18 protein-coding genes are annotated in these 20,278 nt (G+C 53.4%); 4 read left to right on the plus strand and 14 right to left on the minus strand.

Going from position 1 to position 20,278, the window contains the following annotated elements:
* The first annotated feature begins 7 nt into the window (after positions 1-7).
* Entirely contained in the window at positions 8-2,044 is a 2,037-nt protein-coding gene (locus MUG09_RS12680) for a hypothetical protein (RefSeq protein WP_244771801.1), read from the plus strand.
* Positions 2,045-2,084: 40 nt separating this feature from the next.
* Here the strand turns inward: MUG09_RS12680 and MUG09_RS12685 are convergent, their stop codons facing one another.
* The 6 genes from MUG09_RS12685 to MUG09_RS12710 all read right to left on the minus strand — a co-directional run bounded on the left by MUG09_RS12685 (position 2,085) and on the right by MUG09_RS12710 (position 8,070).
* Complete coding sequence (locus MUG09_RS12685; RefSeq protein WP_244771802.1) at positions 2,085-2,798, minus strand: hypothetical protein; 714 nt, start codon at positions 2,796-2,798, stop codon at positions 2,085-2,087.
* 199 nt (positions 2,799-2,997) lie between these two features.
* On the minus strand, positions 2,998-4,746 hold the full coding sequence (locus tag MUG09_RS12690) for an NADH-dependent [FeFe] hydrogenase, group A6 (RefSeq protein WP_244771803.1): 1,749 nt from the start codon (positions 4,744-4,746) through the stop codon (positions 2,998-3,000).
* A gap of 21 nt (positions 4,747-4,767) precedes the next feature.
* Positions 4,768-6,555 (minus strand): NADH-quinone oxidoreductase subunit NuoF, encoded by a 1,788-nt coding sequence (locus tag MUG09_RS12695; protein WP_244771804.1) that lies wholly within the window; start codon positions 6,553-6,555, stop codon positions 4,768-4,770.
* Positions 6,555-6,959: a (2Fe-2S) ferredoxin domain-containing protein gene (locus MUG09_RS12700; RefSeq protein WP_244771805.1), complete on the minus strand. Its 405-nt coding sequence runs from the start codon at positions 6,957-6,959 to the stop codon at positions 6,555-6,557. Before MUG09_RS12700 ends, MUG09_RS12695 begins: the two co-directional genes overlap by 1 nt.
* Positions 6,960-6,961: 2 nt before the next feature.
* Positions 6,962-7,576 carry an ATP-binding protein gene (locus MUG09_RS12705; RefSeq protein WP_244771806.1) on the minus strand — a complete coding sequence of 205 codons (615 nt, stop codon included), beginning with the start codon at positions 7,574-7,576 and terminating at the stop codon, positions 6,962-6,964.
* A gap of 20 nt (positions 7,577-7,596) precedes the next feature.
* Complete coding sequence (locus MUG09_RS12710; protein WP_244771807.1) at positions 7,597-8,070, minus strand: NADH-quinone oxidoreductase subunit NuoE family protein; 474 nt, start codon at positions 8,068-8,070, stop codon at positions 7,597-7,599.
* Between the two features lie 178 nt (positions 8,071-8,248).
* On the opposite strand from MUG09_RS12710, the gene MUG09_RS12715 reads away from it, so the two are divergent.
* A complete protein-coding gene (locus MUG09_RS12715) occupies positions 8,249-8,884 on the plus strand; it encodes a redox-sensing transcriptional repressor Rex (protein ID WP_244771808.1) in 636 nt (211 codons plus the stop codon).
* A 20-nt stretch (positions 8,885-8,904) separates the two neighbouring features.
* Here MUG09_RS12715 and MUG09_RS12720 read toward each other — a convergent pair whose 3' ends face one another.
* From MUG09_RS12720 to MUG09_RS12740, 5 genes are all read right to left on the minus strand, one after another.
* The gene (locus tag MUG09_RS12720; RefSeq protein WP_244771809.1) at positions 8,905-9,900 is read right to left on the minus strand and encodes an endonuclease/exonuclease/phosphatase family protein; all 996 of its coding nucleotides are present in this window, start codon (positions 9,898-9,900) and stop codon (positions 8,905-8,907) included.
* 32 nt (positions 9,901-9,932) lie between these two features.
* Positions 9,933-12,161, minus strand: a complete 2,229-nt coding sequence (locus MUG09_RS12725) for an MFS transporter (RefSeq protein WP_244771810.1) — start codon at positions 12,159-12,161, stop codon at positions 9,933-9,935.
* Between the two features lie 6 nt (positions 12,162-12,167).
* Positions 12,168-12,743 (minus strand): ATP-dependent Clp protease proteolytic subunit, encoded by a 576-nt coding sequence (locus MUG09_RS12730; RefSeq protein WP_244771811.1) that lies wholly within the window; start codon positions 12,741-12,743, stop codon positions 12,168-12,170.
* A 149-nt stretch (positions 12,744-12,892) separates the two neighbouring features.
* Entirely contained in the window at positions 12,893-13,144 is a 252-nt protein-coding gene (locus MUG09_RS12735; RefSeq protein WP_244771812.1) for a hypothetical protein, read from the minus strand.
* Complete coding sequence (locus tag MUG09_RS12740; RefSeq protein WP_244771813.1) at positions 13,134-14,561, minus strand: AAA family ATPase; 1,428 nt, start codon at positions 14,559-14,561, stop codon at positions 13,134-13,136. Before MUG09_RS12740 ends, MUG09_RS12735 begins: the two co-directional genes overlap by 11 nt.
* Positions 14,562-14,888: 327 nt before the next feature.
* On the opposite strand from MUG09_RS12740, the gene era reads away from it, so the two are divergent.
* On the plus strand, positions 14,889-15,770 hold the full coding sequence (era, locus tag MUG09_RS12745) for a GTPase Era (RefSeq protein ID WP_244771814.1): 882 nt from the start codon (positions 14,889-14,891) through the stop codon (positions 15,768-15,770).
* On the opposite strand, the gene MUG09_RS12750 is transcribed toward era, so the two are convergent.
* Positions 15,767-16,390, minus strand: a complete 624-nt coding sequence (locus MUG09_RS12750) for a flavodoxin family protein (RefSeq protein ID WP_244771815.1) — start codon at positions 16,388-16,390, stop codon at positions 15,767-15,769. The genes era and MUG09_RS12750 overlap by 4 nt on opposite strands.
* A 62-nt stretch (positions 16,391-16,452) precedes the next feature.
* Positions 16,453-18,027 carry a lysine--tRNA ligase gene (gene lysS / locus MUG09_RS12755; RefSeq protein ID WP_244771816.1) on the minus strand — a complete coding sequence of 525 codons (1,575 nt, stop codon included), beginning with the start codon at positions 18,025-18,027 and terminating at the stop codon, positions 16,453-16,455.
* Between the two features lie 81 nt (positions 18,028-18,108).
* Between lysS and MUG09_RS12760 the strand changes: the two genes are divergently transcribed.
* Entirely contained in the window at positions 18,109-18,771 is a 663-nt protein-coding gene (locus MUG09_RS12760; RefSeq protein WP_244771817.1) for a septal ring lytic transglycosylase RlpA family protein, read from the plus strand.
* Here the strand turns inward: MUG09_RS12760 and MUG09_RS12765 are convergent.
* Entirely contained in the window at positions 18,755-20,218 is a 1,464-nt protein-coding gene (locus tag MUG09_RS12765; RefSeq protein ID WP_244771818.1) for a phytoene desaturase family protein, read from the minus strand. The two genes, MUG09_RS12760 and MUG09_RS12765, sit on opposite strands and share 17 nt — an antisense overlap.
* Positions 20,219-20,278 lie beyond the last annotated feature (60 nt).

The following is a 20,278-nucleotide window of genomic DNA, read 5'->3' on the forward strand; positions in this document are numbered from 1 at the left end:
GGAAAGAATGAATAGAACATCCATTACTTCTCGTTGGTTTCTCATCCCCCTCATCGGCCTTATGTGCCTTATGGCGGGAGGATGCAAGGAAGAGAGTGCAACTCGGTCCACCTTGCAGTTGAGAATGGTAAGCAGTGAAGCGAACGACCGCTCCCTCCTGCCCAAAGACACTCCCCTGGAAGTGTCCCGCTACGCCGTAGAAGGAGAAGGTCCCCAGGGGACCACCTTCAGTGTCATGAGCACCACCCAAAACCTGGAAGTGGAAGGGCTCCTGATCGGAAATTGGACCATTACCGCCATCGGTCAAAACAGCGGTGGTGTCGACTTGGTAACAGGCCAGGCAACAGTCACCCTGTCCCCGGAGCCATCCCCGGTCACCATTGAACTGGACAGCCTGGCGGGTAAAGGGTTGCTGAACATCGTCCTGAGGTGGAATGCCGCCCATGTCAGCGACCCATCGCTGCAGGTGAGCCTAACCGATGAAGCGAACAACACGCAGATCCTCACCCCCACGACGAACAACATGGCAGAGGGCTCGGTGACCTACTCTGGACACTACAATGCCGGATCCTACCTTCTGAATGCCCAGCTCTTCAGCGGCAGCGCCCCTGTCGCAGGGTGCGCAGAGGTCGTGAGAATCGTAGGCAACAGAACCACAGAGGGGGTGATCGAGCTCAAGCTGGACAAGTATGCCAACGTACCCTCCGGTTTCACCCTGATCAACCACCTGGGCGTGCCGGTGCAGTGCACGATCACCGGAATCAGCGAGAATGTGGAGGCTCTTAAGCCGTTGACAGCCTCCATTTCAACCGTCGAAACAGGAGAGATCGCCGTCGATTGGTATCTCGACGGAGTCCTGGTGGGGTCCGCCCATGAATGCACCTTCACCCCTGCCAGCGGTACACACCGTTTGGATGTCATCGCAAAGGGGGCCTTGCAGGCTAGTTCCGGTTCGGCCAGCATCTCTTTCACCGCCACTGTAAACGGGGAGACCGGAGTCCCGATCCTCGTCAGCACGGTAATGGACAATACCGGCGGTATGCATATTGGAATCGATGCCCATGCAGCATTCCTATCCGATGGAAAGATTTTGCTGGCCAGCAACCAGGCACAGACCATTCAGGTCTGCAGGATTGTCCGTGATTCACTGGAAGTCGTACACACTTACACGGCTGCCGACGGTTTCATTACCAGCGGTATAACCGATGTGCTGGTCGACCATACTTCAAATAGGGTAATCATCGCCGACTCTACGACACCGGGGCTCACCTTCTATGAGTACAACATTGCAACCTCGTCGCTGAACAAGCTCTTTACCCGCAACAACTCCTATGGCTATGTCATTCCAGGAGATCTGAGATTCCCCTATCTCACCGACCTCACCTTGCTTCGCAGCTCGGGAATTCTCTATGGCTTGCATCCAGTCGAGGCGCATGTCGTCGAGACGAAATTCTATGTCAACTCCCAGGAAAACCTCTATACGGATTACTATTACATGAAATATCCCGCTTACAACCATCCGTATGCCGGTATGGCCATCAGTGACTCTGCAACCTCATCGGCGCTCACCCAGAAGGAAGGTTCACTGCTGAGAATCTTCCGCAAGGGTTCATTCTCCGTACCGTTCACCAATCCAGTTGAATTCACCTCGGCAAATACTCCCTACCTCAGCAACGTGGAAAAAGTAGCATTCTTGAACGACAACAATCTGATGTATGCAACGGACAATGATGTCGGAAGATTCACGTATGCCAATTCGACCTGGGAACAGATGGAGGTTTATACTTCGAATTTGGATGGGATAGGGAGCATGGAAGGCATTGTACAACTGCTGACCGATGCACTGTCCAACAGGCTCTATGTACTTACCCCGGATTCCTTGCTGACATTCAACTGTCCTTCTCCGAGTTACGCTCTTTCACATGTGAACACCACAGTCCTGCCTTCCTATCAAGCATCGAGAATGGATGTCTCGAAGAATCGGGACATGCTTCTGCTCACCTCGGAAAGCAATGCTTCATTGCTGCTCTTTAGAATTCCTTGATCCATCGAGCCGGCGGGGGCTGCAACGTCCCCGCGTGGCTCTATCTGTGCAATGTCCGATAAAGCACATAGACGGTACCTGGCAGAAGCACTGCAACAAGACGGTACATACCGGTTTGCGAGAGCGAAAGCGATCCGGTCCACACCCCGAAAACAATAATCACATCGAGGGCAACAAAGAGGAGGGCCAGAAGCTTCGCCCATTTTGTGCGATAGAACCCTCTACGTTGTTGGATGGGCTGCTTCGAAGGTTGGAAGGAGCGTTCGCTTGGAGGTTCCTGATCCAAGGCCCCACCCGATGGGATGCTTTGGACAAAGCTGTGCACAAACCGGTCGAAGGCTGCATCCTCCATGGATGTCCCGGCAATTTTCCATTGAAAGGAAGGCTCCTTCCCTTTGATGAGCAAATATGGATAGGCCTGCCAGCTCCGGTTGCGGTCGTGATCCACCGTATACGACTCGATACGGCTCCAATCGATATGAGTCAGACGCCTCAATTGCTTTGATTTCAAGACCCTCGGTTCTATGAAGCGGGTAAGTCCATCGGCATCAACACGGTAGTGAATTTCAGCCGAGCAGACATGCAACACCGCTGTGATGGTCCCCACAAGCAGCAGAACATTCACCCAAACAGGAAGACCAAGCAGCATAGAGGCAAGCATCACCACAAAGCCAAGTTGGGTGCTGATCAGCAATTCAAGCAATACTCCTCCCGAAATCAGACCCTTGCGCCGGTACTCTACAGCTTGCTGCATCCCTTCACCTCATCTCGCCTGTTGATTCATGCTATCATGGTTTTGTTTCATCACCTAGATTGGGGGCATGCGCACAGAGAGTTCTCAATCGTTTTTCTCTCTTCAATGATCAAGACCCGAACATCACTGTCCGGGTCTTGTCATTGAAGAGAAAGGCCCGGCCTGTCGGGGGCCGGGCACATTGGATACTGGCCAGCTATCAGGCCTTGTAAACAGGAATCTCCTGATAGGTGGTATGTAAGAGGTGATGGGCCTTGTGGCTCATCGGCTTCTCAAGGAAGGTTTCATACAGCTTCTGGATCGACTCATTGTGGTGAGAGCATCTCACTGCACTGTTCTTGTCGTCGGCATAGAGGCCTTTAGAGCGTTCCTTGCGAAGAATGTCAGTTGCACCGTAGGGCTGTCCGCCGCCGGCGATACAACCGCCGCGGCAGGCCATTACCTCGATGAACTCGTAGGGAGCCTGCTTGCCCTCAGCCTTGGCGGCGCGGATCTCATCCATCACTTCCTTGACATGGGACAGGCCATGAACGACAGCAACACGAACAGGTGTTCCATCAAAGTCGACGGTTCCCTTCTTGATCTCAGCGAGACCACGGACAACATCGACTTCAACATTCTGCAGTTCCTTTCCGGTAACAACATGGTAGGCGGTACGAACCGCAGCTTCCATGACACCGCCGGTGGCGCCGAAAATGGTACCTGCACCGCTGTACTCGCCGATCGGGCTGTCAGCCTCTTCCTCGGCCAGAGAGACAAAATCGATTCCCTGGCTCTTGATCAAGCGGGCGAATTCACGGGTGGTCAGCACCAGATCCACATCCTTGTAACCGCTGGCATACATGTTCTCATCACGTTCGGACTCATACTTCTTGGCGGTACAGGGCATGATGGCTACGGTGTACATCTTGGCCGGATCGATTTCCATCTTCTCGGCATAGAAGGTCTTCTCGATGGCTCCCACCATCTGCATCGGGCTCTTGGCACTGGATACATGGTCGAGCAGGTCGGGATAGTACTTCTGTACATAGTCAACCCAGGCAGGACAGCAGCTGGTCAGCTGAGGAAGGGCACCGCCCTTGGTCAGACGGGTCACCAGCTCGGTTCCCTCTTCCATGATGGTGAGGTCGGCACCGAAGTTGGTGTCATGCACAGCCTTGACTCCAAGCCTGCGAAGCGCGGCATAGATCTTCTTGGTGGTTACGGTTCCTGCAGGAAGGCCGAAGGATTCGGACAGGCCTACACGAATCGAGGGAGCGATCTGTACGACAACCTGCTTCTCGGGATCGGCGGCCGCAGAGAGGAAGGTTGCAATCTCATCCTTCTCATAGATGGCTCCAACTGGGCAGTGAGCGGCACACTGGCCGCAGCGTACACAGGGGCTGTCTTCGAGCTTGAGCATGGCGGCGGGAGCCATACAGGTCTCATCCCCCCGTCCGATGAACTCAAGGGCGAAGACACCCTGCAAGTCCTGACAGACCTGTACACAGCGTCCGCACTTGATGCACTTCTCAGGCTCCAGGACGATGGAAGCCGATGAGGTGTCCTTATCGCGATCGCTGAGACGGACTTCAAAGGGCTGCTCGCGGATACCGAACTCTGCAGCAAGGTCCTGCAGCTCACACTCACCATTGCGGATGCAGGTGAGGCAGCTGGAGGGGTGGGTTGAGAGAATCAGCTCCAGGATGGTCTTGCGGGCTTCGAACAACTCGTGGTCGTGGGTGATGACACTCAGACCTTCGTTGACAGGAGCTGCACAAGCACGAATGATTTTTGCGCTGCCTTCCTGCTTCACGATGCACAGACCGCAGGAGCCGAAGGGCTTGAGGTCCTCGTGGTAGCAGAGGGTCGGGATCTTGACCCCGGCCTGCTTGGCCGCATTCAAAACACTGGTCCCCTCTTCAACTTCAACGGGGATGCCATTTATCTTCACATGTACGATACTCAATTGTTTCCTCCTCTCCTGATCCTAGTGGATTTCGACGGCGCCGAACTTACAGGTCTCCATACAGACGCCGCACTTGATGCACAGGGCCTGATCGATGACATGAATCTGTTTTCGTTCGCCAGTGATTGCAGCGACGGGGCACTTGCGTGCGCAGGCCGTACAACCGATACACTTCTCAGCGTTGATCGTGTAGGAAATGAGTTTCTTACACGTACCGCTGGGACAGCTCTTGTCCACGATGTGGGCGAGATACTCTTCCTTGAAGTGTTTCATCGAAGAGAGGACCGGGTTGGGAGTGGTCTGTCCCAGAGCACACAGACTGCCCTTCTTCATAGCCTCACCGATTGCAGCAAGGGTATCCAGGTCCTTGAGCGTGCCGTTGCCTGCAGTAATCTTCTCCAGGATGTTGCACAGGGACTTTCCACCGATTCTGCACGGTGCACATTTACCGCAGGATTCATCAACTGAGAAGTTCAGGTAGAACTTCGCAACGTCGACGATGCAGTCGTCTTCGTCCATGACGATCATACCACCGCTTCCCATCATCGAGCCGATGCGGACGAGCGAGCCGAAGTCAATCGGGGTATCGAGGTTCTCCTCGGTGATGACGCCGCCCGACGGACCGCCGGTCTGCACAGCCTTGAACTTCTTGTCATGAGCGATGCCGCCGCCGATGTCGTAAATGATCTCACGAAGCGTGGTTCCCATCGGAACTTCAACCAGACCGGAGTTGCGGATCTTGCCGGTGAGGGCGAAGACCTTTGTTCCCTTGCTGTCGGATGTCCCGATCTTGTTGAACCAGTTGCCGCCCTTGGTGAGAATCACCGGGACGTTGGCCCAGGTCTCAACGTTGTTGATGACCGTCGGCTGGCCCCACAGACCCTTTACTGCAGGGAATGGAGGACGAGGCTGGGGCATGCCGCGCTTGCCTTCGATGGACTGCAGCAGGGCGGTTTCCTCGCCGCAGACGAATGCACCGGCTCCAAGACGGATTTCGATGTCGAAGTCAAAACCACTGCCCAGGATGTTCTTGCCCAAGAGGCCGTATTCACGGGCCTGCTTCATGGCAATCTCCAGGCGGTGGATGGCCAAGGGGTACTCGGCGCGGATATAGATAAATCCTTGGTGGGCTCCGATGGTCTTGCCGCAGATGGTCATGGCTTCGAGCACCGAGTGCGGGTCGCCTTCACAGGTCGAGCGGTCCATATAGGCACCCGGGTCCCCTTCGTCGGCGTTGCAGACGACATACTTGGTATCGTTCTGTACCTGGCGGGAGAAGTTCCACTTCATCCAGGTGGGGAAGCCGGCGCCGCCGCGACCACGCAGTCCTGCAGTCTTCAGCTCTTCGATGATTTCCTCGCCGGTCATCTCAAAGAGTGCTTTCTCCAGACCCTGATAGCCTTCACGGGCGATATATTCGTCGATGTTCTCGGGATCGATGAAACCGCAGTTGCGCAGTACGATGCGGAACTGCTTCTGGTAGAACTTGATGTCCTCAACCTTTGCATGCTTGCGGCTCGACTCCTTGTCGTAGAGCAGACGAGTGACTTCGCGGCCCTTGACCACATGCTCGCTGATGAGCTCCTTGGCATCCTCGGGAGCAACTTTTACATAGAAAGAGTCCTCGGGAAGGATCTTGACGATCGGGCCCTGCTCACAGAAACCGAAACAGCCGGTCTTGACGACCTGTACTTCATCGGCGACTCCCTGTGCCTTGCACTCCTCTATCAGGTTCTGGTAAATCTGGTCCGAGCGGCTTGACTCACAAGCAGTACCTCCGCAGACCAAGATGTAGTTTCTGAACGCCATTATTTACCCCCGTTCTTCTTGATGATGTCAGCTGCCGGCCGATCGAACATATGGTCGGTCACCAATTGCTTGCCGATGATGTGCTGCTCAACAATCTTGCGAGCGGTTGCAGCATCCACTTTTCCATAGATTACGTCGGGCATGCCGGGAACGATGACCTCGATGGTCGGCTCTACATAGCATAGGCCCATGCATCCGGTCTGGGTGACCGAAACATTTTCAATCTTCTTCTCGTCCAGAACCTGCAGGAAGGTATCGAGTACGGTTTTCGCACCGGCGGCGATACCGCAGGTACCCATTCCCACTACAATGCGGGAATCCTTTCCCTCGATGTCACGCTTCTGCAATTCGCTCTGCTTCTGGTCCCTGAGCCTTCTCAGCTCCTCAAGTGTCATTTTAGCCATGTTCACATCTCCTGTTGTTTGGAAAGCGGCGCTTTTTGCTTGTGTAGATCCAGACTCACGTAATACTGCCGTACATCCTCTTCCTGTGAAGTCACATACTCCTTCAGCAGGTTCAAGGTTCCACTGGTGGTCAGGTTTCCGAGGACATCCTCAAGCTCCGCCTTATCCAGCTGGTAGCTTCCTGAACCTTTGACCGTGCTGATCGTCCGTCTGATGACAAACCCCTTCGCCAGCGGGTGGGCCAACAGGATTACGAACGTTGCACACAGGTCCCCGAGTGGAGGGGCATCAAGGTGGGCCAGGTTGAAACTGAACTCAACGGTGGTACCGACCCCGACTTCGGAGTGGAGAGCGAAGGTTCCCTCGCAGGCTTCACAAGCCTGGCTGAGAAACGGCAACCCCAATCCTACCTTACGCTTTGCGTGCTTCTTCCCATCTGTATAGAACGGGTCGAGCACCCTTTTCCGAACCTCTGCATCCATCCCTTTCCCGTTGTCCCGAACCGTGCAGTTGAGCCTGTCCTCGGTTTGGTCCACTATCAGTTCAACCTGTGAACTGTCTGCTTCGAAAGAGTTCTGAACGATATCCAGCAGATAGTCGTCGATGCAGATATGCATTACGAAGAGCGCCTCTCTTCTTACCTGAACTTCGCGATGATTCCGGAAATCTGGTCTTTTGTGACCTTGCCGAAAACCTCTCCACCGACAGTCATCACGGGAGCAAGCCCGCAACAACCAACACAGCGCACAGCCTCAAGGGAGAAATTGCCATCAGCGGTGACTGATCCGACCGGCAGCGTCAGCTGCTTGTCAATCTCGTCAATGATCGGCTGAGCACCCTTCAGATAGCAAGCCGTTCCAAGGCATACCTGGATGTTGTGCTTGCCCGGCTTGGTCAGCTTGAAGAAGTGGTAGAATGATACGACACCCCAGATGGTTGCCAAGGGTACGTCCAGAAGGGCTGACACCTGATCCGCTGCCTCGCGGGAGATGTAACCCTGTTCCTGCTGTACCTTGTGGAGCACCATGATGAGATTGCCCGGCTTGGTTTTCCATTCCTTGATGAAAGACACCAGAGCGGGAGAGAACGTGAATTCGTTATTGTCCGACATGTAACCTCCAGTACCCAAATAAACGTTGGGAGTATCCTAGCACTTTTTCAACCAGCTTGTACATAACATTTTTGGTATAAAACGGGGTTTTATCTACAACACCACAATTTTTAGAACAATATATTGACCAATTACCCTAGTTAATGTACAATTTTTCACATAATTAGGAGTAACCGATATGAACAACGACCAACTTATACGAATCACCCGATACTTCCGCTCCCTTAATCGTCTGAAGACCATCGGACTTGAGAAAGTGTTTGCACATAACCTAGCCGATGCAGCCGGTGTTTCGGCTGCCATCGTGCGTAAAGATTTCTCCCAATTAGGAATCCATGGGCAGAAACGCGGCGGCTATGAAATCCATGACCTGCTCGTCTCCCTGGGCGAAATCCTGGGCAAGGGGGACAGCCAGAACTGCATCATCATCGGCTGTGGAAGAATCGGCAAGGCGTTGATGCACTACAACGGGTTCGAGCCGGACGGCATACGCATCGTCGCAGGCTTTGACAGCGACCCCCTGGTTTACAGCGATGCCTCCCACCCGGTGCCCATCTACCCCATCAGCCGTATCGACGAGGTGGTGGAAGCCCTGGAGGTAACAGCGGGCATCATCACCGTCCCCGAGCAGGCGGCTTCGGACAGCTATGACCGGCTGCTGAAGGCCGGTGTCATGGGAATCCTGAACTTCAGTCCCATCACCCTCAAACCACAGGCAACCGAGGATGGACGCGTACCGGTCGTGCACAACATCAACATAGCCTTGGAGCTGGAGCAGATTTTCTACGAGCTCAAGTTTCCCAAAGCAAAATAAAGAGCAGACCGTGCGGGGCTCTAGCGCCGCCTGAGAGTCATCAGAACCGGGAAATGGTCGCTGATGCCCTGCATGGTCCTCACATTCCACGCAAAGGGCCTGCCGTCGCTGCTGCACAGTGACGGCAGGTTTTCTATTGAGAAGCTCTCATACTCCCACCCCATCCCGTCAAACAGTTTTCCGTTGGCCAGAATCTGGTCGTAGCGGTGCCAAAGCCCGTCCCAACTGCAGGAACCAGGTGCACTGTCCTTCCAACCCTCATCCAGATATGCACAGTAGTAGAGCGAGGGTGCAAGGGCGGTGCGGCTGCCAACCAAGCCCAGAGAGCCGGCCATCTGATACCTGCCTGCCTCGGGATGACTCATATCCACCAAAGCCGGCTGGGTTGACGGGGAGTCCCAAATGCTGGTGGGATTTTCATTGAAGTCTCCGCACAGCAATACCGCCGAGCCAGGCCTCTCATATGAGGCCCGCGCAACAACCTTGGCAAGGGAGAGACGGAGGGCCTGTCCGTCACCAATTTGACTTTTGGCATGCAGGGCGAAGAGGCAGACATCCCCCGCTTCTGTAGCGATGGTCGCCTCCAGAACCGGCCTGATTCCTTCAGCCCCATGCACAGCTGTGGAAGCGATGGGATGGCGGCTGATGACGGCAACGGCTATGGCGGCATCCGAGCCCTTCGCAACCGCATACCAGCGGTAGCCCTTGCGGCCCAAATACCGTGAGAGCAGGTCCTCGACGACGGAAAGCCCTTCCACCTCCTGCAGGACAATCACATCAGGAAAGGAGAGCTTGTCGGAAAGCAACACTTTGGAGAGAGTGTCCAGACGCATGCGGTAGAAGCGGTCGGTCCAGACCTTGGGATCCTGATACTCCGGATATTCGCCTCCGTCCAAACGGGCGTCGAATAGATTCTGCACATTGTAGGAGAGGACTCTGAACGCTTTAGGGTCGCCCTCGATGTCACAGGAGCAGCCGGAAAACAACAACAGACAGAGAAACAGTACGATTAGCATGCTACCAAAGGCAAAGAGACAAGCTTTTTGCTTCAGCTCTTGGCGTTCTTGCCCAAAGAGTAGCTGAAATAGAGCATGGCCAGGGCATCCTGGACATCGAAGTGGGCAATATCCATCTCGCGCGAGCGCAATAGGCCCTTTTTCAGATTGTCAAAGCAGGGGTCGAAACTGACATCACTGACGTCCAGGATTCCCAGGCAGAAATCCCTTAGGGCCACCCAGTCCTGATTCTTGAAATAAGAAAGCACTTCATTGTAATACAAATCGATCTGATTCAGGTCCCGCGCCTCGGTGAGGAACGGGGAGAGGAAATCCTTCGGAATACCCAGGTTCATCTGTTCATAGAGCTGGGCAAGACGTGGTGAGCCGAACTTCAGGAAGCTTGCAATCACGGCATAACGTGTCTGACGGAAAGTGGCGCTGCGTCCCTGTTCTATGGAGATGAAGAACTCCTGATAGAACGAGCCGCTCTTGTCCATGAATCGCTTGGCGATGAGATAGTCGATCACCTCATCGATATGTTTTGCCGAGTGGCTGAGCTCGTTGACCAGACTCAGGTACTCGGTGCTTTCGGTGATCCTGGCCAGGCTCTTGCTGGCCATCGACCGCACCGACGACCACCGGCCGTGGAGCATCAATTGCACAAGCGCATCCTTGGCCTTCTCTTCCTTACGGTAGGATCCAAGGGCCGCAATGGCATCGAGCTGTACATAGGAGTCGTCGTCCCGGGCTACCTTGATCAAGTCATCGAGCAAGGACTTTCTGGGCCGGTCTGCAAGGGTGCGCACAGCCTCCAGCTTGTCGGGAGAGAACGGGCTTGCAAGAATCTGACGGAGCTCGCTGGTGGCCAGATTGTTGAAGTTCTCACCCAGGCTGAGCATCAGGAAGCGGCGTTTTGCAGGATCACTGGTGTGCTCGAGCTTCTCGATCATGGAGACGGCGCGGATGCCGTGCATGGAGAAAATGACTTGGGCGGCTTCTTGGGAGGAGTAGGCACCCACTTCCTGAAGTCTGCTTGCCACCAAGGTTTCAATCATGGTCAGGGCGATGGCAAAGAGGAACACCAAGGTGTACCCGTTGCCGGCCACCTTTCCGTCAAGGACGAACAGGTTTCGGGCTATATCACCTTTGTCCGCCAAAAAACCACTGAATATCCCCACAAGGAAGGCAATGATGGCGATGACGAAATTGACCATCGAGTTGAAGGGAACCGTTTCGTCATCGGGCATGACTTGGGCGACCAGACGGAAGGTCAGAAGGCTGATCAGAGCAACAAAGAAGTTGGTGAGAAAGCCCAGGACAAAGAACCAGATAGGGTTGACGGTTCTGGTGACCAGGACCCATGCCATGAAAAAGAAGAGACTGAACAGGGTCGAGAAGAAGACCAAGGGACGGGAGCCAAGACGGTCTGAGAACTGCTTGCTGACATAACTGGCGGCCATGACCGAAACACCGAGGACCACCGAATACACGACGACCACTGAGTTTGAGAGTCCCAGTTCGAGACGCAGAAATGGTGTGGTCAGACCGAAGATAACGGCCACTGCAGTGGAAAGCCAGCGCAGAATCAGGCGACGACGGAACATCTGATCGGTCATCGCCTCCTTGAAAAGGACCATGACCGTCCGTCCCTTCTTGTAGACGATGGTGCTGCGCGACGGGATGAGGGACATTTCGCGGCTTGCAAAGAAATTTACAAAGACACCGGCCATCTGAAGTCCGATCAGGCCTGCAAGGCCTCCAAAACGTTGTATACCTAATACAAGGGCGGTAAGGCAGCGGATGACAATCGAAGAACTCTGATAGGCCGCGTTTACGTTGGCAACGACCTTGCCGCGGTTGGAGACACTGCTGATGTTCTTCAACGTCGAGTCGTTCAGCGCGATGCCGATCATGCGGAAGATGTTGAACAACGTATAGACCAGCAGCAACAGAAGCACTGCCAGGTCACCGGATATCACATACAAGCCCAGATAGCCCAGGCATACGACTCCACGAAGCACCCAGACCAGTGACTGCACCTTGATCTGGTTTCGCCCGTGGAACATCTGGGGCACGAACGGAAGTACGATTCCGGCTATGTAACTGGCAGAAGAGATGTAGCCCAAGGCAATGTTGCCGGCGCCGAAGTAGATGGCAAGGAGATATACAATGGTATCACCAAGCAGGCTGTAGGCGACGCCGTTGTACAGCTCCTGGCGGTACATATGCTTCCTTCCTACTCGTTTTTCTGCCTCGCTGAGGTATTTTGTCTTGGGCATGGCTTATTACAGCTCACTCCTGGAGGAGACTATCCTGCTTACCAGACCATAGGCCTTTGCCTCTTCGGCTGAGAGCCAGTGGTCACGTTCGGTATCGAGGCGGACTTCCTCTGCACTCTTGCCGGTTTCGGAGGCGATCAGGGCGTCGAGCTTGAGGCGCAGTTTTTCCAGATGCTGGGCATGGATCTCGATATCGGTGGCCACCCCGCGCATCCCGCTCATCGGCTGATGAATCAGATAGGTTGAGTTGGGAAGTGCCAAGCGGCGCTCGGCGGGAACAGCGAGCAACACAAGGGAGGCTGCACTGGCCACCAGACCCATGCCGATCATGGTGACGGGGGCGGTGACGAAGCGGGCCATGTCATAGATGGCATATCCGGCATCGACATCGCCGCCGGGGCTGTTGATGAAAATCTTGATCGGTTCGTTGCTCTCGCCTTCAAGCACCAAAAGCTGCTTGATCACAGCCTCCGCACTCTCCTTGTTGATCTCTCCTGAAAGGAGGATGCTTCTGGTCTTCAAGAGCTTTTCTTGTATCTGCGGATCCTGCACGGCAGGCTTCTTTTCTTCTTCTTGTGGCATGGAACGCCCCTTCTTGATGGTTTTAAACAAAAGTCTATCCAAGTATACGGGATAAGAGCGGCCTTGAAAAGGGAGATGGGTTTGAGATAAGGAGGTAAAACATTGCCGTTCATTGCAAAGTATCCTTGCCTCGGCATGGGAAGAACAATTCAAGATTGCTTACTCGATGGATTTTGAGGCACACCTGGACGGTTAAAAGCTTTTGCAATACAGAGCCCAAAATTTGTGTGGCGCTCAAGAGAATGCTTCCCCTCCTTGATAAAAACCCAAGACTGAAGGTAAGGCAATTCGACAGAAAAGGATACAGCATTCTTATCATAAATACGATTCAGCAATACTCCAAGTGCTTCATCATCGGAAGGCCCCTCGACAATCACAAATACAATTTTTCTACGAGCCACAGTATTCTCCAGCTTCTCTGAATGAAAGAGCTATGTCTGCGTTGTTTGTCTGCTCATACAACTGCTCATCTTGTTCTCCAAGCATGATGTCCCTGAAATAGAAGTCGCGAAGGTTGTTATTATCCTTGACGTTAATCATTCGGACATAACGATTTTGAGGATTTGTTGTAGTAAATGCAATGAATCCTCGGTCAAGCGTCTCAAGCGGGCGGAGATTGTGTGAAGTGAAGATCAACTGGCCTTTCCCCCTCTCTGAGATAATGCTGAGCAGTTCACCAAGAAGATATTCAAAAACTCCCGAATCAAGTTCATCTATTGCCACCGTGATGGAAGCCTGATTATAAACAACAATGAGAAGCTGGAGGATGGAGATAATTTTCTTGATTCCCTCTGACTCATAGCTGAGCGGGATTTCCTTGCTGTCCTTACGGGACATAAGCTGAATACGACTTCCAATTTCCCCGTTCTCAAGTACTTGTGTTCCCAAGTCCTTGATGTGTATCGTAAGATCAGGAACTAGCTGTTTGAGAACCACATTCATGTTTTGTATCACCTTGGTGACAACCTCCTTCGCCTTCTCTGGTATCACAGCCGGTTCATTAAGAGGAAGCATCATCGATCCTATGGCGCCTACCTTTCCTCCAGAGAACTTGAAGCTCAAAGGCTGTGCATTAAGACTGATAATTCCGGTATTGCTTGTATTGATGATGAAAAGTTCATGGTTTCCAAAATTCACCAGGCTCTCGATGATGGTTGCATAGAAGAAACGTTCTTTTTCGGAGTTTATAGATTTCGAGACCACATTCCTGATAGCACCCAGCAATTCACTCGAAAATACAAACGAACGAGATTGGACACTTGTGAGCTTCTTCGCAACCTGAAGATCTGTATCGATCTTTCTGTCATTTCCAATAAGAAGCAGCCGCTTTGGATTCGGAAGGAATACCTGTGAAGTATCTGTATCGATAAGCTTGCCAATCCTAATTTTCTTCTCACCTAAAATCGGACACTTGAGCAATTCATTGTAAATGCGCACTCGTTTCCTGTGTTCTGTTGATTGGATGGAATTGATATTCTGCTCAGAAACATCTTGAGCAGACTGTATGCTGAATTGGTATGAAACGATGAAACTCTCCTCCGATGTTGTTACGATGAATTGATAGACAAGTGTGGCAGATTCTGAATCAACATTGATGTACTCTGCAAACTTTTCTGGAATCGTTCTCCCACACAGTACGTATTTCAGGAGTTCCAAAGCATCAATCAACGCTGTCTTGCCTGACCCGTTTTGTCCATACAGGCCTACGATACTGGCCTTGTAAGTCTTCCTCGTGTTTATGAACGACAGTGAGCCTTCAAGTACATTTTTGAAGTTGTATATTGTAATTCCGCCAAGTCTGACTGAAGCTGCTTTCATTGGACACCCTCCATACTTTCTCTTCATCTACCAATATGCCATACATATCCCCTATTGTCAATTCGAATACATTTTTCTATACTTTTTGTACCTTTTTTAGGTTTCAAACACACCTATGCCTGCATCAAATTATTTTAGAAGCTAATGCAGGTTATACAAACTCCCAGTACCCATACCGCTTGCCCTGCTTTCGAAAGAGCACATCGGCACCAACCAAGCCAGATTCTATAGCAAAGAAGCAGGCATGCCGCCTTCGCTTCAGCTCTTTGATGAGTCTCTATACAAGACAGCTCAAATTCCCGATACTTACCATAAGGAGCCACACCCATGAAATGTGCCACGGTTGCCATCATCGGCCGACCATCAGCAGGTAAAAGCACCCTGCTCAATACCATCTGTGAGATGAAAGTCTCCATCACCGCCTCTACGCCCCAGACGACTCGAAACGCCATCAGGGGAATCTATACCGACAGCCGCGGGCAGTTGATCTTCACCGACACGCCGGGCTTTCATCTCAGCGAGAAGACACTGAACAAGCGCCTGCAGGAGACAGCACTGAGAAGTCTTGAAGAGAGCGATGCAGTGCTCTACATCCTCGACTCCAAGCGCAGTGCAGGCGAGGAAGAACTCGCCCTGGTCTCCCATATTGCAAAGCTCAAGACTCCGGTGGTTTGTGTCATCAACAAGGCAGACATCATTCGCGACAGCGAAGAAGAGGCTGTAAAAGCCTTCCTTGCCGAGCACCTTCCCGACAGGCCGGTGCTGAAAGCTTCGGCCAAGTTGGACGAAGGTGTCGATGAAATTTTGATCGAACTGTTCAAGCTTGCCCCCGAGGGCGAGCTGCTCTACCCCCCCGATGCCTACACCGACCAGAACCTGGAGTTCCGCATCAGCGAGATCATCCGCGAGAAGGCGATCAACCTCGTCACCGAGGAGATTCCCCACGCCATCTATGTCACCATCGAGGACATAGAACACACCGAAGCAACCAATACCATCTGGGTGCGTGCAGCCATTATTGTTGAACGTGAAACCCAAAAGGGTATTGTAGTTGGCAAGGGCGGGGCGAACATCACCAAGATCCGCAAAGGAAGCGAGCCCGAGATCCGCCAGATATTCGCCGGCAAGAAGCTCAGGCTCGACCTCAGGGTGAAAGCCCAGGACAAGTGGAGAAACAACTCCGTAGTGTTGGACAAGATCCTGCGCTAGCGGATGTAATTCGTTACAAACCGTCTTTCAGCCTCAGGAGCTGCCAAACCTGCTTGCCTGCCTGCAGCAATGCTCTGCAGCAGCCAGGCAAGGTTGGCTCCGAGGTTGCGCATCACCTGCAGTCCCTCCAGGTCCTGCTCGACTTCTTCCACTGAGTTTCCATGGACTGAATTCCAATAGGTTGAAGAGACCACCGGCATGCCGCTGATCGTAAAGTACTTGTTCAGTTGGTCAAAGGAAGCACTTGCCCCTCCACGGCGGCAGGAAACTACCGAAGCCCCGGGCTTGAGATACATGCGCTTGGAAACAACGCGGAACAACCGGTCCAGGAAGGCACTGCCCGCCCCTGCAATGCTTGCATAGTGCACCGGGGCTCCAAGAATGAGGGCATCACAGGCGAGAGCCTTCTGAGCGGCCTCGTTCACTTTATCGTCGTTGAAGACGCAGACACCATGCTTGAAGCAATAGCCGCAATCGATACAGCCGTGCAGGCTCTCCTTGCCGATCCACAGGATTTCGCTCTCAATCCCATTCTGTGCAAGGACAGAAGCAATCTCCTCAAGCGCGCGATTGGTGCAGCCCTTCTGGTGGGGACTGCTGTTGATCATCAAAACATGCATAGAAACCTCCAAATAAACAACAGGGAGCCGAAGCTCCCTGTAAGTATGCCATACATCAGTGATTAATACTTGGTAAGAATGGCCAGGACCTTCTCTTTTCCACAGGTCTGCAGGAAGGGTCCGAGCTTCGGACCGCGATCCTTGCCGATCATAATGGTATAGACAAGCTTGAAGAAGTCGCCGGTATCCAGCCCGTTGAGCTTTGCAGCATCGTAGAGGCGGGTGGTGTACTCCTTATCCTCCAGCTCGTCCATCTGCTCAACCACCTTGATCAGGTCGTGGATGGCCTTGGTCTGCACCTCGTCCAGAACTACCAGGGGATCTCCTTCATGCCACAGGCGGTACTTGAAGTCCTCGGGGGCGAAGGTGGTGATCCAGTTCCAGGCGCACTTGCAGCGCACCCGCAGTCGATCCTTCTGGCTGTCGGTCATCTCACCAAGGGTGGAGATGGCACGCTCGATGTCCCCTTCATGCAGCTGAAGCAGGTTGCACAGGTGACGGAAGGGTATCTGGTAGCAGGCTTCGGTGGGAATCTCCCCTACCTGGCTCAACTCGTAGATTCTTCTCTCCTTCTCCCTGCGCTTCTCATTCACTTCCTGCAGGCCGAAGTAGATGCGCTCGCAGGTGTCGTAATCCTCGTAGATCTTGAGCACGTCGAGGTCGAAGGAGATGGCAAACTCCGTGTTCGGCCGGGTGCCGGCGAACATGAAGCGGGTGATCTCGGGGGTATAGACTTCCAAGACATCGTAGAGGGAGATTACCTCGCCGCTGGAAGAAGAGATCTTGCCTCCCCTGCCCTTGATGCTGATGAAGTCATACTGAAAGGAGACCGGAGGCTGGGCGCCGAAGACGGTCACGACCTTCTTGGAGGTATCGAAGCTGCCGCCTTCGCTGTGGTGGTCCTTGCCTGCCGGTTCGAAGTCGACGCCTTCATGAGCCCAACGCATGGGCCAGTCGATTCTCCAAGGTAGTTTTGCATAAGGGGTATTGCGAAGGTCGAGGGTCTCGGTCTGCCCGGTCTCATCGTCACGATAGGTCACGTTCCACTCGCCGTCCCAGTCGAGGATGGTGGTGGTGTCCTTGTCGGTGAAGGAGGAGAAGACTGAAATCGGCCACCAGTCGGCCTCAAGGGGTTCGGTTCTGAACTCGTCCAGGATCGCCCTGATCTCGTCCCGTTTCTCCAAGGCGGTTCTCATGCCCTGGGCATACATGCTTGAGCGATACCGCTTGGCCTGGTAGAGGTACTCGGGCTCTACACCGACGGTGGGAAGAATCTCTTCCACATCCAGTTCGTTTGCACGTGCGTAGTTCTCGGCCCTGCCGGTGGTATCGGGAACCAAGGTGATGGGTTTGCGCAGGAAGGTGGCCAGCAGCTCGGGCTGAGGCATGTTCTTGGGAACCTTGCGGAACACATCATAGTCGTCCCAGCTGTAGATGAAGCGGACTTTTTTGCCTTTGGCTCTGAGTGCCCTCACCACCAATTCAACCGAGATGATCTCCCGGAAGTTTCCGATATGGACTGTGCCAGAAGGGGTAATGCCGGAGGCGCAGGTATAGACCTCCTTCTCCCCTTTCTCACGAATGATCTTGTCGGCGTATATATCCGCCCAATGTGTAGATACGTTCTGTTCGCTCATAGACGTCGATTATAGTGAATCATACCCATCAGTTCAACTGCTGGTTGCCAAAACAAAGCACGAGGCCTTATACTCTTGGGTATGAAACGATTGATGGCATTGCTTGCAGTACTCCTTGTCGCCTCCTTCGCCCTGATAGCGGCGGATGAGCCGTTGCAGCCGGGTACGGTCATTGAGAAAGGGATTGCCTCCTGGTACACCTCCGATAAGAGCGAGAGCCTGACTGCCAACGGTGAGATTTTCGACCCCAACACCCTGTCGGCGGCCCATAAGAGCCTGAAGTTCGGCACCATTGTCAGAGTGACGAACCTTGCCAACGGCAAGAGTGTGGATGTGCGCATAAACGACCGCGGGCCGTATGTCGATGGAAGAATCATCGACCTCACCCCGGCTGCCGCCAAGCAGATCGACATGCTTAAAAGCGGCATCTCATCAGTCGACCTCACCCTGATCTTCGAGCCCGAAGTTCCTGAGTCGAAGTACAATCGAGCAGGAGACACCGGCTGGTATCAGATCCAGGTGGGAGCCTACTCCTCCCTGCTTACCGCCTATGCCCAGTACGACAGGCTGCTCAACGCAGGACTGAAGCCCTATGCAGAGCAGCTTCCCGACTCCCAGGCGGTACGCCTTACGGTTCGTTGGGTTCCGGCTTATCAACTCGATAGGACGATGAAGGCTCTTTCTGCCCTTGGCTTTGCCGAGAAGAATGTGCTGAAGAAGAGCGAGGTCAACCCTTACCGCTGAAGCGTTTTCCATCCTGTTTGCAGATCATCTTTGCTATGTCCCGTCCGTCCTTTGCGGCGGTGGGAAGCCCGCCTCCGGGTACGGTCCACTGCCCGATCATGGCAAACCGGGAAAGGCCGTCCAAGGTTTTGGGAAGGCGTTTAGAGAGGGTTGCCTTGGTCGGGGCAAAACCTTCAAAGCTTCCTTTCCAGTTGCCTGTGTAGCGGATGACCGAGTGGGGTGTGGACACATCGACCATGTCGATCAAGCCTTCCAGTGGTCCCAACAAAGGCTCCAAGCGTTTGATTATTTCCCCAGCTATGCGTTTCTTTTCTTCTTCATATTCCTGGCGATTATCAGAGGCAAGTTTCTCCCAGGCCTCCCACTCCCAGGTGTTGATCATGGCGGTCACCAAGGTGCAGCCCTCAGGGGCGAGGGTGGGATCGAATGCATAGACGTTCAAGCCGAAGCTGTTATGAGATGTACCATCGCAGAGAACGATTGGCTCTTCAAAGTACGGAGACGAGGAGTGTACAAACTGCTGTAGATTTTTCTTGATGCCCAAGGCCACCATAAGGGAGGAGGGAAACAGCGGATACTGCTCATAGGCTTTCGTATAAGCCGGACTCAAATATCGTCCCGAAAGCATCGAGTAAAGCGTCGTATGTCCATCAGCTGCGCTGATTACATAGTCGGCATCAACAATCTGTCCATCCGAAAGTTGTACGCCCACTGCCTTCCCATCAGAAACCAATACCTTTTCCACCGCACTGTTATACCGAAACGTGACACCAAGCGAGGAAGCCTTCCTGGCGATGTTCATGGCAAAGTTCAATGATCCCCCTATGGGATAGCCTGCACTCTTGTACGGTTGTTGAGAGAGCCCTAGGGTGAGCGCGACGAGGCTCCAATCGGGAGGAAGGGTGGAGAGGAAGATTTCCCGGAGCCTGGGATTGGTGAAGCGCTTGGCATACTCCTCTACCGGAATCAGGTGACCCAGCATGGTGAAAAACTGCACCAGGGAGGCGAAGGGATTGCCCGAGAATGCGCCTGCCAGGCGCTTGAGGCTCCGATGAAACTTCCCTATTTGCTTTGCATCCTCCGGGGCGAGGGCCAGCAGTGACTCCTTCAGCTGTTCAAGGTCGCTGGACAGACACAATGAATCCCCGTTTGAAAGACCGATGGTGGTGAACTGGTCGAAGTTGGCAATACCAACAGGTGAGCCGTCGGCATTGGTGAAGGCCCCCAGTTCCTGCCACATCGAATAGAACTGGGTTCCTTCACGTGAGCCCATCAGCCAATGAATGCAGTAGTCGATGGTATAGCCGCCTCGTTTCCAGGAGGTGCAGAGTCCTCCAGGCAGGCTGTGCTTTTCCACCACCGTGACCCGATAGCCGTTTCTGGCAAGGTAGGAGGCTGCAGAGAGCCCTGCTATTCCTGCTCCAATAACAACGATGTGCTTATCCATGCAACTACCTCCAAACACTTAGTCTCATGTATTGTACCATACCCAATACAAATGAGAAGA

The sequence above is a fragment of the Sphaerochaeta associata genome (assembly GCF_022869165.1).
In the GTDB taxonomy this organism is placed as follows: domain Bacteria; phylum Spirochaetota; class Spirochaetia; order Sphaerochaetales; family Sphaerochaetaceae; genus Sphaerochaeta; species Sphaerochaeta associata.